This is a genomic window from Curtobacterium uvaldense (assembly GCF_028307415.1).
In the GTDB taxonomy this organism is placed as follows: domain Bacteria; phylum Actinomycetota; class Actinomycetes; order Actinomycetales; family Microbacteriaceae; genus Curtobacterium.
In genome coordinates, this window is the sequence record NZ_JAQMHU010000008.1 from 1 (window position 1) to 14429 (window position 14429).

Sequence of the window (14429 nt, forward strand, 5' to 3'; positions counted from 1 at the left end):
CGTCGGCGCAGCCGGAGCGGCGGCGCGGCGCGGCGCGGCGCGGCGCGTCAGCGCCACATGCGCATCGCGGCGCTCCGCACGAGCAGCTCGAGCTCGCGCTCGCGCCGCTCCCGGTCGAGCCGCTGACGGGTGGCGTGGTCGACCGACGGACGCACGTGGTGCGTCCGACGACTCCAGATGATCAGCGACATGCCGATCCGGAGGGCGATGCGGTCGGCGAGCGTGACCCGGCGGCGCACCGCGCGGGTGTCGGGGGGACGGACGTCGATGTCGTTCGACACGATGGTGCCTTTCGTGGGTGCCCGAGGGCATGACGGAGATCCCGACCGCCGACCGCGTGGATGCGTCGGGAACGGGTTCGCGAAGAACGCCCGGTGAATGCGGGCGAGAATGATCGGAAGGGCGCGCAGGAATGCGCGCGGCTGCATTGTCGGTGACCGATCGGGTCACCGAGTGGAATCGTCGGAGAGACGTCCGCCGCTCGCGGTCCGATCTCGATCCACCACGCCGCGCCCCCGGCCGCCGTCCGCAGGACGGGCGTCCGTCAACCGGACGGGCGTCCGTCAGCTGGACGGGCAGCCGTGGCCTGCACGGCGTGTGTGGTGCGGCACAGCGGGGCTGTGCGACGACGATCGGGACCGCACCACCGCGTGCTCAGGGCAGCGACGAGCGGGACCTCGGTCGGTCGAGGAGAACGGCTGGAGCGGGACGTCCCGCGTCAGTGCGAACGGAGCGGGGTGCCGCCAATCCCACGGATTCCACGGAACGGGTTCGTCATGGCGATCATCATTGTCGGCCCCCTCTCGGTCTCGTACAGCCGGTGATGCTCGTGAACACTATCGGCGTCGGGAATGCGAGCGCAACCCCTTTCTCGAACATTTCCGGAATTGCATCCGAGAACACACGAGGACGTCGCAGGACGCGGAACGGCCCCGGTACCGCTGGGGTGCCGGGGCCGTTCCGTGTGAGCGGGTCGGATCAGACCGTCGCCGGGGCTGACGCTCGGGCGACGAGCCGGCCGTCCTCGAGGTCGATTCGGACGGTGTCGCCGGCGTGCGCCTGCTCGTCGACCACCAGGGTCGCGATGCGGTCGTCGACCTCGCGCTGGATGAGTCGACGGAGCGGACGGGCGCCGTACTCGGGCTCGTACCCGTGCTCGGCGAGCCAGTCGGTCGCCGCCTCGGACACCGCCAGGGTCATCCCCTGGGTGAGGAGCCGGAGCGCGGTGTCCTGCAGCAGCAGGTCGACGATCGACCGCAGCTGCTCCTGCGACAGTTTGCGGAAGAGCACGATCTCGTCGATGCGGTTGATGAACTCGGGCCGCATCGACTCGCGCAGCCTGCCCATCACACGGGCGCGCAGGTCCTCCTCGGAGTAGCCGCCGTCCGCCGAGGCCGAGAACCCGAGCGCTCCGGAGCGCGATGCGAGGAACTCCGAGCCGATGTTCGACGTCATGATGACGACGGTGTTCCGGAAGTCGACCGTCCGTCCCTGTCCGTCGGTGAGGCGGCCGTCGTCGAGCACCTGCAGCAGCAGGTTGAAGACGTCCGGGTGCGCCTTCTCGACCTCGTCGAGCAGGACCACCGAGTACGGGTTGTGACGGACGCGCTCGGTGAGCTGCCCGGCCTCCTCGTGACCGACGTACCCGGGAGGGGCACGGACCAGGCGAGAGACGGTGTGCCGTTCGCCGAACTCGCTCATGTCGAACCGCAGCATGGCGGACTCGTCGCCGAAGAGCGATCCGGCCAGGGCCTTCGCGAGCTCGGTCTTGCCGACGCCCGTCGGGCCGAGGAACAGGAAGCTGCCCACGGGACGACGCGGGTCGCCCATGCCGGTCCGGCTGCGTCGGACGGCGGTCGCGATGGCGCGCACGGCGTCGTCCTGGCCGACGACGCGCTCGTGGAGTTCGTCCTCGAGCGCGGCGAGGCGCGAGCGGTCACCCTGCGAGATCCGGGTCGCCGGGATGCCGGTGGCACGCGACACGACCTCGGCGACGTCTGCCTCGGTGATCACGCGGTCGGCGGTCGACGGCCGGGAGGCACTGCTCGCGTCCCCCTGCGAGGCGGCGGTGATCTGCGCCTCCAGTCCGTCGATCTCGTCGCGCAGGCGCGACGCCTCCTCGTACAGCTCCTCGGCCACCGCGCGGTCCTTGTCGGCCTGCAGCTCCGCGACCTGGTCACGGAGCGCCTCGACGTCGACGTCGCCCGACAGGGCGAGACGGCGTCGTGCCCCGGCCTGGTCGATGAGGTCGATCGCCTTGTCCGGCAGGTGCCGGTCGGTCACGTACCGGTGCGAGAGCTCCACCGCGGCGCGCAGGGCGTCGTCGGTGTAGGTCACGTCGTGGTGCTCGGCGTAGCGCGGGGCGAGGCCGCCGAGGATCGCGACGGCGTCCTCGATGCTCGGCTCCCCCACCCGGACCGGCTGGAAGCGCCGCTCGAGCGCGGCGTCCTTCTCGATGCGGCGGTACTCGCGCAGCGTCGTCGCGCCGACCAGGTGCAGGTCGCCGCGGGCCAGGCGGGGCTTGAGGATGTTGCCGGCGTCCATCGAGCCGCCCTCGCCACCGCCCCCGGCGCCGACGACGGTGTGCAGTTCGTCGATGAAGACGATCAGCTCGTCCGCGTGCGCCGCGATCTCGTCCATCGCCGTCGTCAGGCGCTCCTCGAAGTCGCCGCGGTACCGGGTGCCGGAGAGCATGCCGGCGAGGTCGAGCGCGACCACCCGCTTGCCCCGGAGCAGCGCGGGCACGTCGCCGTCGGTGATCCGCTGCGCGAGCCCCTCGACGATCGCGGTCTTGCCGACCCCGGGCTCACCGATGAGGACCGGGTTGTTCTTCGTGCGGCGGAGCAGGATCTCGACGGTCTGCTCGATCTCGTCGGCGCGGCCGATCACCGGGTCGATGCGCCCGTCGCGGGCGCGTTCGGTGAGGTCGGTGCCGAACTGGTCGAGCGTCGGGGTGTCGCTCGTCGTGCCGTTCGCGGGGTCGGCGGTGGTCTCGGTGGCTCCGGGCATCGGGCGTCCCTCTCGTGCTGCTGCCGCGGCCTGCTGGGCGTGCTCCTGCAGGTGCTGCGGGGTGACTCCGGCGCTCGCGAGCAGCTGCCCGGTGACGGTGTCCTGGTCGGTGACGAGCGCGAAGAAGACGTGCTCGGGGTCGGTGTAGGTGCTGCCGAAGGCCTTGGCGGCCTGGGTCGCCTCGAGCAGGATCCGCTGCGCGGTCCCGGTCAGGGCGGGCTGCCCGGTGCGCCCGGGACGCGGGTCCGTCGGCACGGGGAGGCGCTGCTCGACCTCGGCGGCGAACTGCTCCGGGTCGACACCGGCGGTGCGCAGGACCGCGGTGAAGGGCTCGGTGCGCACGAGCACGTGCAGGACGTGCAGCGCGTCGATCTCGTGCTGGCCCTGTGCGACGGCGTACTCGGCGGTGTGCTGGAGCACCTCGTGGGTACGTCGGCTGAGGAGCCGCGTGATGTCGACCGGGCGTCCCAGCGGGACGGATCGCTGGGCACCGGACTGCTGGGCCGCGATGAGCCGCGCGAGGAACGCGTCGAACGCGTCGTCGCCACCGGTCGGGCCGAACGTTGCTGGCAAAGGGACCTCCTGGGAACTTGAGTGCCTTCGACTCAATGCAACGCTGGAGGACCCGCTCCATTCCCGGCGGGTGCAGAAACTTGCGTCAGACCGACTCAGGTCCTCGCGATGGCCGCCGTGGAGGCGCCGGTGACGCGGACCAGGTCGGCCGGCGCGACCTCGATGTCGAACCCGCGGCGCCCGCCGGAGACGAAGATGCTCGGGTGCTCGAGTGCCGTCTCGTCGACGACCGTCCGCAGGCTGGTCTTCTGTCCGACCGGACTGATCCCGCCCACCACGTACCCGGTCCGCTTCTCGGCGAGGGCAGGTTGGGCGAGCGTCGCCTTCTTGCCGCCGAGGGCAGCTGCGATGGCCTTGAGGTCCAGGCGGTTCGCGACCGGCACGACCGCCACGGCCAGCTGCCCGTCCACCGAGACGACGAGCGTCTTGAACACCTGGTCCTCACGGAGGCCCAGTGCCGCGGCGGCCTCCTCACCGAAGTTGGTCGCGGTCTCGTGGTGCTCGTAGACGTGCGGCGTGAACGGGATCCCCGCCCGCTCCAGGGCGAGGGTCGCTGGGGTGCTCGGCGATCCTGCGGTCATGCCTGCGATCCTGCCCGTCCGGGACTGCCGGTCCTCGACGGCACGCGGGGGTTACGCTGAACGGACCATGACCGTCGTCGAACTCCTGCTGCGCGCCCTCGCGGTGCTGCAGATCGGCGATGTCGGCCTGCTCGGTCCGTCGGGTTCCCCGGCGCCCCTGCTCGCCGTCGCCGCGCTCGGCCTCGCCGCCGTCGCTGTCACGGTGCTCGTCGTCCGGCTGCTCGCGACGGCGCTCGGTGTCGATCCGGGTGCCGAGGGCTCCGAGCGGACGGGCGCAGCGGTGGAGCGGCCGACCCGCATCGCGTGGAGCCACCCCGACGCCGACGGCCAGGTGCGGTCGCGAGCACCGGGAGCGCCGACCCCGGCCTGACCGCCCGCGGGTGGTCGGGTCACGTCGTCACGAACCCCTCCACTCGAACGGAACGTCATGGACATCACCACCCTGCCCGTCGTCGGCGACCTGCTGCGCGCCGGCGTCGACCTGCTCACCGCGCTCACCGCAGCCCTGTCCCCCGTCGCCGGTGGCGCCGCAGCGGCGCTCGCCGTCGTGGCGCTCACCCTGGGCGTGCGCATCGTGCTCGTCCCGCTCGCCGTCCTGCAGGTCCGGGCCGAGCGCGACCGGCGTCGACTCGCCCCGCAGCTCGCCGCCCTCCGCAGGCGCCACGGTGCGGACACGCGACGCCTCCAGGAGGCCGTGCAGCGCCTGTACACCTCCGAGCGCGTCTCCCCGCTGGCCGGGTGCCTCCCGGTGCTCGCGCAGGCTCCGGTCCTCTCGCTCGTGTACGCGCTCTTCACGCACGCGTCGGTCGCCGGTGCCGCGAACGCCCTGCTCGACGCGACACTGGTCGGGATCCCGCTCGGGCACACGCTCCTGGTGGCGCTCGCGTCGCCGCTGTGGAGCCACGCCTGGGTGGTGCTCGTGCTGCTCGTCGTGATGGCGGTGGTGGTCGAGGCGTCGCGCCGGGCCACCGTGCACTGGAACCCGACGGCGGAGCCGGCCGCCGGTACGCCCGGGGCCGGTCCCGCGGCTGCCCTGGCGCGCTGGGCGCCCTTCGCGTCGGTCGTCCTCGCCGCGGTCGTCCCGCTCGCCGCGACGCTCTACGTCGTCACGAGCGCCGCCTTTACCCTCGGGGAGCGCGCGGTGCTGCGGCGGATCGTCCGCTGAGCCGGGCAGGGGGCGCGGGGCGGCCGGTCTCAGCCGCCCTGGCCCTCCTGCTGGGGCCCCTGGTCGACGGGGTCGTACTCGGTGCCACGGCCCTGCTCCTCGTCGGGGGTCGGCACGTGCCGCTCGGTCCCGCTCCCGCCGGGGCTCGTCGCCACGTAGTCGGCCTCGCCGGACTGGGTGTCGTGGCTCAGGGGCTCGAGCGTCTCGGGATCGGCGTCGTGCCGGGTCTGGTCGTGGCCGGAGGCGTCGTGCGCGGTTCCTGCGTCGGTGCTCATGCCACCCGTCTACGCCTCGGGGACTGGACACCTCCCGCTCGGGGGGCGGACGTGCCGTCGTCCGGGTGGGAGCATGTGGGTGTCCGGTGCGTCCGGACCGGGAGTGTGCATGGCCGACGAGGACGTCACGGCGGAACGGGCACGACTCGAGGCCCTCGCGTGGGGAGCCGGGGTCGCGGCCGAGGACGCTGCGCGCGCCCGGCTCGAGCTCCGCGGGCTGCGGGACGGCAGCACCGTCGCGGGCGCGACACCGCCGGCCGGGACGACGACCGACGACGCACGTCCGGCGGCCCGCACGACGAGCGCGGCCGGACGGTCGTCCGTCGCTGCGTCGACCGCTGACCGACCGACACCGGCGGCGGGGCCGATCCGGACCGGGCCCGGCTCGGCCGGTGCGTCGGCGCCCGCCGACCCGGTCGGGCCGGAGGGCGAGCAGGAACCGGCCACGGGACCTGGTTCCGTCCGCGCCGGGGGCGGGGCGGACCTCCAGGCCGGGAGGCCCGCGTGGCGGACACGGGTGAGCGGACTGCTCTGGACCGCGCGGCCGCGCGCCTGGATCGCGCTCGGCGCGGCGGCGGTCGTCGGCCTGGCGTTCGCGGCGGGCACGCTGGTGGGCACGACCGACGGGCAGCTGGCCGCCGCGCCCAGCACGACACCGACACCCGGCGCGATCACCCTCGAGGAGCTGCTGGACATCCCGCAGACCTCCGCGGACCAGCTGCCGGGCCCGGTCGAGGCGCCCGTGAGCTTCCGCACGACCCGGCTCGTGTTCACGAACCGGGCCCTGGACGGCAGCGCCTTCGAGACCCCGTGGAACGTGTGGGCCGGGGTCGGGACCGACCGCGAGACCATCTGCCTGGTGGCGACCGCGAACCGGCTCGAGTCGACCACCGCCTGCTACCCGCGTGAGGACGCCCTGCACGGGAACGTCTCGCTCTCCGCCCAGTCGATGAGCGGCACGCTCACCGTCACCCTGCGCGGCGGCGGTGTGCAGGGCACGGTGACGAACGAGAACTGATCGGGAATGCTCGTCCGAGCATCTCGTTGGAGCGCTACAAGATTCTTCGGCGACCCCCTCGCGCGATCCGGATGCTCCGTGCAACACTGGATGTGCGCACTCGCCGTGGAGTCGTCACAACCCGACCGGGTCGTTCGACCCGGACCACACCCACCGCGAGCGCGCACCGCGCACCGCCGTCACGACGACCGGTCCGACGCGCGCTCCGGCGTTCCCCGGAGGAGGTCAGCAGCGTGTCCACCAACACCACCACCTCGGCCGTGTCGACGAGCACGCGGCCGATCACCGTCACCAACCGCTCGATCGTCGGCATCGCCGTGCTCGGGCTCGCCACCTTCTTCGCGATCACCACGGAGCTCATGCCGGTCGGGCTGCTCGGCACGATGAGCCGCGACCTCGGCGTCAGCGAGTCGACGATGGGCTTCGTCGTCACCGTCTACGCCGCAGCCGTGGCGATCCTCGCCCTCCCGCTGACGTCGCTCACCGCGCGGCTCCCCCGCAAGGCGGTCCTGGTGTCGACCCTGGTCGGCTACGCCGTCTCGAACGTGCTGGTCGCGGTCGCGCCGAGCTTCGCCGTCGTCTGCGCGGGTCGCGTCGTCGGCGGCGTCGCACACGCGCTCTTCTTCTCGGTCGCGTCGGCCTACGCGACGCGGATCGTGCCCCCGCGGCTGGCCGGACGCGCGATCGCCTTCGTCTACTCCGGCAGCTCGCTCGGCTTCGTCCTCGGCGTGCCGCTGGCCACCTGGGTCGCGCAGACGATCGGGTGGCGCCCCGCCGTCGGCTCCGTCGCGCTCGCCGCAGCCGTCCTCGCGCTGGTCGCGGTCGCGTTCCTGCCGGCGGTCAGCGGGACCGCGTCCCCGCACATCGGTTCACCCCGCGCGTGGGCCCGCACCGGACTGCTCTCCGTCGTCGTCGCCGACCTGCTGCTCTTCGCCGGGCACTACGTCGTCTACACCTACATCGGCCCGTACGCGATCGACGCCGGGCTCGACGCCGGCATGGTGAGCGGTGCGCTCCTGGTGCTCGGCGGGACCGGCATCGTGGGCCTCTGGCTCGCCGGCACCTTCGTCGACCGGGCACCGCGGCAGACGTTGATCGCCGCCGTCGCCGTGATGGCCGCCGCCTTCGCCGTGCTGCCGTTCGTGCACGGCTCGCTGTTCGGCACCATGGTGGTCGCCGGGGTCTGGATGGCGGCGAACGGCACGACCGGCACCCTCTTCATGGCCGCGGCGATCCGCACCGGTGGCGTCTCCCCCGACATCGCCGGCGCCCTCGTCAACGGCGCGTCGAACATCGGCATCGCGGGCGGGGCAGCCGTCGGCGGGCAGGCGCTCGGTGCGGTCGGCCTGCAGTACCTGCCGTTCGCCGGCGCCGTCGTGCTGATCGGCTCGCTCGGCGTCGTGCTCGCGGCGCGCCGCGGCTTCCCGGTGCACACGCACGCGCAGGAGCACCTGTCCACGACGTCGGTCGAGGCGATCACGTCCTCGCTCGCGGTCGTCACCAGCTCGGTGCCGGTCGTCAGCCGTGCGATCGCCACCATCACCGGGTCGATCGGCGTCGCCACCGGCACGGTGTCGACCGCGACGGGATCCGTGCGGACGCAGCGGCGGCGCTGAGCCCGGGACACGGGAGCGGGGCGGGCCGACCGGTGTCGACCCGCCCCGCTCCCGTCTCCCGGAGCCCGGAGCCCCGAGCCCGACGGCCGGGTGTGCGGTCAGTCCTGCGGGACCGACCGTCGACGACGTGCCGCGCGGACCGACAGCAACCCGCCGCCGGTCAGGAGCAGCAGCGCTGCGACGGCGACCGCGGGGGTGACGTCGGCTCCGGTGAAGGCCAGTCCGCCACCGGTCGGGCCACCACCGTTGCCCTGGCCGGTACCGCCCGCGACGGGTGCCGCGCTCGGGGTCGGGCCGTCGGTCGGCTGCGGCGTCACCGTCGGGGTGGGCTCCGGCGTGACGGCGACCTCGGCGAGGACGAGGCGCACGGGCTCCGGCGTGCCGCCGACCGCGGCGGTCGTGACCACCACCGGGTCCGACTGCTCGGAGCCGGTCCCGGCCGTGATCGTGTACTCGGTCAGCGGGCGGAGCCCCTCGAGCACGAAGGTGCCGTCGTCGCCGGTGGTCGTGCTGACCGGCTCGCCGTCGTCGTCACCGGTCAGCGTCGCCACGACCGGGACGGTCGCGGCGGGGGCGCCGTCCGCGTCGCTGACCGTGCCCGGCTGGTCGACGGTCGGCAGGGGCAGGACGAAGTCGACGGCGTCGGCGGCGGTCCCCGTGGCGGGCGTCGTGACCGTCCGGACGGGGGCCCCCTCGACGCTCACGGCGTACTCCGTCGACGGCGTCAACCCGGCGAGCGAGTACCCGCCGTCCGCGGTCGTCTCGACCGTGACCACGGCACCCGAACCGGCCTCGACCGGCCGTGCGGTGACGGTCGTGTCCACGACGGGCGTGCCGTCCTCGTAGCGGACGGAACCGGCCTGCCCGACCGTGACCGCCACCGGCGTCGTGAACGGGAAGTCCGCTCGGACCGTGCCGTCGGCGGTGACCTCGACCGTCAGCTCGGTCGGCTCCGGAGCACCGGCGACCGCGGCCTCGGTACGGACGGTGTAGGTGCCGGGCCGGAGCGCCAGACCGTACGTGCCGTCGGCGTCCGTCTCGACGGTGGCCACCACGCCACCGCCCTGCAGGACCTCCACGAGCGCGGGTGCGGCGGGGGCGCCGCCGTCGAGCGTCACGCGGCCCGTGATCGTCCCCACGCTGATCGGCAGGACGATCGGGTCGAGCGCAGCCACCGGGGCACCGTCGGCACCGGTCGAGCCCGACACCGGCGGGGCACCGCTCACCGTCGCGACGACCGCGGTGCCGGCCGGCAGGCCGACGGCACGCCAGCGCCCGTCCGCGTCCGTGACGACGGTGGCGAGGGGCAGCCCCGAGGTGTCCGTGACGGTCACCTCGGCGTCGGCGACGGGGCGGCCGTCGGCGTCGACCACCGAGCCGTCGAGGTCGACGGTCCCCGGGACCGTGCTGAGGACGAAGTCGGCGTCCGTGACGTCGGTCCGGAGGTCGACCACCGCGGGAGCGCGGTCGACCGCCGCGTTGTCCGGGGTCGCGATCGACACCCGGTACCCGTCGGCCTGGGTGAGCGCGGGGAAGGCGTACGCACCGTCGGGACCGGTGGTCGTCGTGTACTCGGTGCCGTTCGGAGCGGTCACGGTGACGAGTGTGTCCACCAGTGGTTCGCCGTCGAGTGCCGCAGTGCCGGAGAGGGACGAGGTCCGGTTCGCGAACCAGGTCTGGTAGACGGGGAGGCCACTGCGTTGCTGGTAGGCGATGGTCAGCGTCGCGAGCGACGCCGTCGGTGTGAACCATGCGCTCGCGCCGGCGGTGTCGTTCGCGGCGTCGTTGCCCCGCAGCACCCCCGTGGCCGGGTCCCAGGACGGCAGGTCCTGACCCGCCGCCACGCCTCCGGGATCGCGCGGGCAGCTCCACCCGCCGGGCGAGACGGTCGAGCACGAGTTGTACGAACCCGCGTAGCCGAGCTGGTCCACGGTGGCTGGGGTGCCGTCCGCGAGGGTCGCCGAGATCGTCGCCTGGTCGGCGTCGACGTCGCCCAGGACGAAGGACCAACCGCCGGCCCCTGGCGTCCCACCGTCGAACGTCCAGGTCGTGACGGCAGGGCTCCGCGCGTCGTCCGCCGCCGGCCGCTGGTTGAGGTACGTCGCACCGCGACTGGTGCCGTAGACCGTGCCGGGCGGAGTCGACGCCCCCTGCCACGTCGATGCGCCGGAGACGACCGTGGCCTGCCGGGAGGTGGACGTGAAGGTGGTGTCCGGGAACCCCGGGAGCGCGATCGAGCCGGTGTACGCACGACTCGTGCCGTCCACCGTGACGGTGGCCCAGTTCCCCGTGGTCGCGGCCGTCGCGCTCGTGACGCCGCTCACCGCCAGTCCTGCCCCGAGTGCGACGGCGATGCCGCCGGCGATGACGGTGCGCCATCTGCGCATGTGTGCTCCCCTGTGTCGGCGCCGACGAATACCCGACGCTTGCTCAGGCTATCCGGGCAGCGCGGACGAGGGACAGCCCCGGTGCGGGTCGCGGATCACCGGCCCTCCAGGGCCGCGAGCAGCCGGTCGAGCGCGACGACCTGGCCGGACACGAGCACCCCGCGCGCCTCCTCGATGCCGAACCAGCGGGCGTCGTCGACCTCGGGGACCGCGACGAACCGACCGGAACCGCGCGGGAGCTCGACCTGCACCGTGTTGCTCCGCACCTCGTCGACCTCGAAGTCGTCCGCCCGTGCCGCGAAGACCCGGACGCGCTTCCCGGAGGCCTGGCGGACCTCGCCGAGGTCGAGCACGGGTCCCGTCGGTGCGGGGACCCCGATCTCCTCGGCGAACTCGCGGCGCGCGGTGTCGAGTGCGTCCTCACCGTCCTCGACGAGCCCCTTCGGGATCGACCACGCGCGCGGGCGTCGACGCCAGAACGGTCCGCCCATGTGCGCGACGAAGACCTCCGGGATGCCGTCCACGGGCGACCGACGGTGCAGCAGGAGCCCCGCGCTGGTGACCACCGATCGACCCTACGACGAGCGGCCGTGCACGGCTCAGTCCGCGAGCCGGCGGAGCTCCGAGGCCACCTGCCCGGTCAACCACGCCACCCCGCGCCCGTTCGGGTGCAGGGCCCCGGGCACCATGTCGATGCGGCTCAGGTCGCCCGCCCCGGAGAGCGAGACACCCGCGACGTACGGGTCGTCGGTCGCGCAGGCCGAGTGCGCCTGCGACCGGGCGAACACGTCGACGAACGGGACGCCGGCCGCCTCGGCAGCGGACGCCGAGACCTCGTCGAGCGACTCCTGGACCCCGTGCAGGTACCGGACGTCGCCGTCGGTGAACGGGTAGGTGTCCCGCGGGAAGGACCCCACGAGCGAGCCGAGGTCGAGCGCCGAGCGGAAGCACCCCCGCGCCGGCGTGTGGGCCGCGTCCGGGAAGATCGCCGGGTAGCCGAGGAAGACCACGACCGCGTTCGGCGCGGCCCGGCGGACCGCGGCGAGCGTGTCCGCGATCCCGAGCGCGACCCGGGACCGGATGCGCACGTCGAGGTCGTCCACCCCGTCGTGCACGAGGGTGCTGCGGCACGACGGGGCGTCCCGACCGGAGAACACCGGGCCGCGGGAGGACAGCGCCAGGCAGGAGGCGGCGGTGCCGAACAGGTCGGCGTCGTTGCCGCCGATCGTCAGCGTGACCAGCCGGGTGTCCTCGGACAGTGCCCGGACCTGGGGCGGCACCCCGCGGAACTGGTACCCCGACACGACGTCACGACTGGTCGCCCCCGCGCACGTCACGTCGGTCAGGTCGAGTCCGAAGCGCGCCGCGAGCCGGTGGGGGTAGTCGCGCGCCGACTGCGCGCAGGCGCTCGTCGGAAGCCGGGTCGGGTCCCCCAGGCCGTAGCCGGCCGAGTAGGAGTCGCCGAGTGCGACGTACTCGCTGCCCGGCGGCAGGTCGGCGAGCGTCTCGGCCGGGTCGTCCGTGACCGGGTACGGCTCCGGGACCGGCCACATCGGCGCCGCGACGGCGCCGTCGGTCGGTGCGCCCGCGACCGGGCCCCACGGCGCGACGACGACCGCGGCGAGGACCGTGAGCACGAGGGCGACGGCGGTCGACCGCTTCGAGCGGGTGGTGCGCTGCAGGGGGTCCTCCGGGTGGACGCGACGACGGGACGGGCAAGGCTACCTGCCCGTCCCGGGTGCCGGTGTCAGCGTCGACCCAGGCGCCGTTCCCCGTTGCTGCCGGTCTGGTACTGCAGGCCGTAGTGCTCGTACAGCACGGGTTCGGTCGAGGCCTCGAGCTCACCGTCGGTCGGGATGGTCGGGGCGTCCTTGACGAGCTTCTTCGGGAACGTCACGAGCAGGTGCTTCGGCGCCACCGTCGCACCGACGAGCGGGACGAAGAGCAGCTTCTGGAACCCGGGCAGCCCGGTGGTGACGGCGCCGAAGGCGGGATCGGACGTCGCGGTGTCGTAGTAGATGCTCTCGAGCGTGCCGATCTTGTCCTCGGTCTCGTCGACGACGGGCAGGCCGATCCAGTCACGGATGTTGGCGGCTTCGAACACGGGGCGCTCCCTTCGAGCAGGACAGGTACGCCTCGACGCTACCGACGACCCCTCGGCGGGTTCACGGCGAAGTGACGGGGGCGACCGGGAGCGAGTCGACGGCGGCGAGCACGTCGTCCACGCCGACGGCCAGGAGCGCCGGGTCCGGGTCCTCCGCGAACACGTCCCCGCGGCGCACGGACGCGTCGGTGAGCACGACGTGCGGACCGGAGGCGGGCGGTCCCCAGGCCTCGGGCGGCGCCGGCCCGAACACCACGACGGACGGGATCCCGTAGGCGGAGGCGAGGTGGGCCGCCCCCGTGTCGACGGTCACGACGAGCGATGCCGATGCGATGACGCCGGCGAAGGCCTGCAGCTCCAGCGCGCCCGCGAGGACCGCCTCCGGCGGCAAGCCGGCCGACTGCGCGACGGCGGCGGCGCGCTCGACGTCGTCCGCGCCTCCCGTCAGGACCACGTCGAGGCCGCGCTCGCGGAGCCCTCGCACCACGGCTGCGAAGCGGTCGGTCGGCCAGTGCCGCGCACCGTGGAAGGCGCCGATGTGCACGACCGCGGCACCCGGCGCGGCGGACGGGGCGGCCGGGCGGGCGATGGCGACCTCGTCGGGGTCGGCGGGGATGCCGTGCCAGGTGAGCAGGTCCGCCCAGCGCTCCCGCTCGTGGACGTCGTCCGGCCACTCCGGGCCCTCGTACCCGTGGGTCGGGTCGGCGTGGCCGATCACCCGCCGGGCACCGAGTGCGGCGACGAGGTCGGACGACTCCGGCCCGGCACCGTGCAGGTTGACCGCGACGTCGACCGCTCCGGCGGGGGCGGCGATCGGGTGGTCGAGCCCGTGCTGCGCGAGGTGCACGTCGACGGGCAGCAGCTCGACGACCGGGGCGAGCCACGCGGTCGTCGCCAGGGTGATCCGGTGGCCGGGGAACGCCCGGCGGAGCGCGTGCAGTGCGGGGACGGCGACGAGCGCGTCCCCGAGCTTGATGGCGCGCAGGACGAGCAGGTCGGGGCGTCCGTCGGACGGGGGCAGGGCGGGGACGGCGGTCACGGTCCGACGCTATCCGGCCGCGCCTGGGCCGGTTCCCGGCCGGCGGACGGTACCAAGGAGCATGGCTCTCGCGAAGGACCGCGCCGTCCGCGGTCTGCTCTTCGACCGTGACGACACCCTCGTCATCGACGTCCCGTACAACGCCGACCCCCACAAGGTCGTCCCCGTGCCCGGCGCCCACCGCGCGGTCGAGCGCGCCCGGACCGCCGGTCTGCGCGTCGGGGTCGTGACGAACCAGTCGGCGATCGCGAAGGGCCTGGCGACCCGCGAGCAGGTCGACGCGACGAACGCCCGCGTGGACGAGCTGGTCGGCCCGTTCGACGTCTGGTGCGTCTGCCCGCACGACGCCGGCGACGGGTGTGCGTGCCGCAAGCCGCGTCCGGGGATGGTGCTCGACGCCGCGCGACGGCTCGGGCTCGACCCGTCCGAGATCGTGGTGGTCGGGGACATCGGCGCCGACGTCGGTGCGGCGGCGGCGGCGGGTGCGCAGGGCGTGCTGGTGCCGACGCCGCGGACGCGCGCCGAGGAGGTCGAGGCGGCGGAGACCGTCGCCGGCTCCCTCGACGACGCCGTCTCCCTCGTGCTGGCCCGGGTCCCGGCGGCCCGGGCGTGAGCCGCGCCGAGCAGCGCGGTCCCGAGGGTGCGGAGTCGACCACGGCCGA

Annotated in this window: 14 protein-coding genes; 5 read left to right on the forward strand and 9 right to left on the reverse strand. The window is 74.1% G+C overall.

Annotation, left to right across the window (positions count from 1 at the left end; all coding sequences use genetic code 11):
* Positions 1 to 47: 47 nt before the first annotated feature.
* From PIJ49_RS06455 to ybaK, 3 genes are all read right to left on the reverse strand, one after another.
* Positions 48 to 281 carry a hypothetical protein gene (locus PIJ49_RS06455; protein WP_209682613.1) on the reverse strand — a complete coding sequence of 78 codons (234 nt, stop codon included), beginning with the start codon at positions 279 to 281 and terminating at the stop codon, positions 48 to 50.
* A gap of 697 nt (positions 282 to 978) precedes the next feature.
* Complete coding sequence (locus PIJ49_RS06460; protein WP_271826123.1) at positions 979 to 3582, reverse strand: ATP-dependent Clp protease ATP-binding subunit; 2604 nt, start codon at positions 3580 to 3582, stop codon at positions 979 to 981.
* A 95-nt stretch (positions 3583 to 3677) separates the two neighbouring features.
* Complete coding sequence (gene ybaK / locus PIJ49_RS06465) at positions 3678 to 4163, reverse strand: Cys-tRNA(Pro) deacylase (RefSeq protein ID WP_066654277.1); 486 nt, start codon at positions 4161 to 4163, stop codon at positions 3678 to 3680.
* 67 nt (positions 4164 to 4230) lie between these two features.
* Here ybaK and PIJ49_RS06470 point away from each other — a divergent pair, with 67 nt between their 5' ends.
* Together PIJ49_RS06470 and PIJ49_RS06475 are read left to right on the forward strand one after the other, a co-directional pair.
* A complete protein-coding gene (locus tag PIJ49_RS06470; RefSeq protein WP_271826124.1) occupies positions 4231 to 4533 on the forward strand; it encodes a hypothetical protein in 303 nt (100 codons plus the stop codon).
* Between the two features lie 57 nt (positions 4534 to 4590).
* Complete coding sequence (locus PIJ49_RS06475) at positions 4591 to 5328, forward strand: YidC/Oxa1 family membrane protein insertase (RefSeq protein ID WP_271826125.1); 738 nt, start codon at positions 4591 to 4593, stop codon at positions 5326 to 5328.
* 29 nt (positions 5329 to 5357) lie between these two features.
* Here the strand turns inward: PIJ49_RS06475 and PIJ49_RS06480 are convergent, their stop codons facing one another.
* A complete protein-coding gene (locus tag PIJ49_RS06480) occupies positions 5358 to 5603 on the reverse strand; it encodes a hypothetical protein (RefSeq protein WP_251160225.1) in 246 nt (81 codons plus the stop codon).
* Positions 5604 to 5712: 109 nt separating this feature from the next.
* On the opposite strand from PIJ49_RS06480, the gene PIJ49_RS06485 reads away from it, so the two are divergent.
* Both PIJ49_RS06485 and PIJ49_RS06490 read left to right on the forward strand, forming a co-directional pair.
* Positions 5713 to 6621, forward strand: coding sequence for a hypothetical protein (locus PIJ49_RS06485; RefSeq protein WP_271826128.1), 909 nt, complete (start codon positions 5713 to 5715; stop codon positions 6619 to 6621).
* A gap of 233 nt (positions 6622 to 6854) precedes the next feature.
* Positions 6855 to 8237, forward strand: coding sequence for an MFS transporter (locus PIJ49_RS06490; protein ID WP_066654264.1), 1383 nt, complete (start codon positions 6855 to 6857; stop codon positions 8235 to 8237).
* A gap of 98 nt (positions 8238 to 8335) precedes the next feature.
* Here PIJ49_RS06490 and PIJ49_RS06495 read toward each other — a convergent pair whose 3' ends face one another.
* The 5 genes from PIJ49_RS06495 to PIJ49_RS06515 all read right to left on the reverse strand — a co-directional run bounded on the left by PIJ49_RS06495 (position 8336) and on the right by PIJ49_RS06515 (position 13767).
* Entirely contained in the window at positions 8336 to 10624 is a 2289-nt protein-coding gene (locus tag PIJ49_RS06495; protein WP_271826129.1) for a carboxypeptidase-like regulatory domain-containing protein, read from the reverse strand.
* Positions 10625 to 10719: 95 nt separating this feature from the next.
* Positions 10720 to 11190 (reverse strand): NUDIX hydrolase, encoded by a 471-nt coding sequence (locus PIJ49_RS06500; protein ID WP_271826130.1) that lies wholly within the window; start codon positions 11188 to 11190, stop codon positions 10720 to 10722.
* Positions 11191 to 11223: 33 nt separating this feature from the next.
* Positions 11224 to 12261, reverse strand: a complete 1038-nt coding sequence (locus PIJ49_RS06505) for an SGNH/GDSL hydrolase family protein (protein WP_271826131.1) — start codon at positions 12259 to 12261, stop codon at positions 11224 to 11226.
* A gap of 110 nt (positions 12262 to 12371) precedes the next feature.
* Positions 12372 to 12728, reverse strand: coding sequence for a PRC-barrel domain-containing protein (locus PIJ49_RS06510; protein WP_209682631.1), 357 nt, complete (start codon positions 12726 to 12728; stop codon positions 12372 to 12374).
* A gap of 61 nt (positions 12729 to 12789) precedes the next feature.
* Positions 12790 to 13767 (reverse strand): glycosyltransferase family 9 protein, encoded by a 978-nt coding sequence (locus PIJ49_RS06515; RefSeq protein ID WP_271826132.1) that lies wholly within the window; start codon positions 13765 to 13767, stop codon positions 12790 to 12792.
* 61 nt (positions 13768 to 13828) lie between these two features.
* On the opposite strand from PIJ49_RS06515, the gene PIJ49_RS06520 reads away from it, so the two are divergent.
* The gene (locus PIJ49_RS06520) at positions 13829 to 14380 is read left to right on the forward strand and encodes a D-glycero-alpha-D-manno-heptose-1,7-bisphosphate 7-phosphatase (RefSeq protein ID WP_066654254.1); all 552 of its coding nucleotides are present in this window, start codon (positions 13829 to 13831) and stop codon (positions 14378 to 14380) included.
* Positions 14381 to 14429 lie beyond the last annotated feature (49 nt).

Coding starts and splice junctions, on each gene's coding strand:
- PIJ49_RS06475 (WP_271826125.1), top strand. CDS start 4,591: ATGGACATCACCACCCTGCCCGTCGTCGGCGACCTGCTGCGCGCCGGC.
- PIJ49_RS06470 (WP_271826124.1), top strand. CDS start 4,231: ATGACCGTCGTCGAACTCCTGCTGCGCGCCCTCGCGGTGCTGCAGATC.
- PIJ49_RS06520 (WP_066654254.1), top strand. CDS start 13,829: ATGGCTCTCGCGAAGGACCGCGCCGTCCGCGGTCTGCTCTTCGACCGT.
- ybaK (WP_066654277.1), bottom strand. CDS start 4,163: ATGACCGCAGGATCGCCGAGCACCCCAGCGACCCTCGCCCTGGAGCGG.
- PIJ49_RS06485 (WP_271826128.1), top strand. CDS start 5,713: ATGGCCGACGAGGACGTCACGGCGGAACGGGCACGACTCGAGGCCCTC.
- PIJ49_RS06495 (WP_271826129.1), bottom strand. CDS start 10,624: ATGCGCAGATGGCGCACCGTCATCGCCGGCGGCATCGCCGTCGCACTC.
- PIJ49_RS06480 (WP_251160225.1), bottom strand. CDS start 5,603: ATGAGCACCGACGCAGGAACCGCGCACGACGCCTCCGGCCACGACCAG.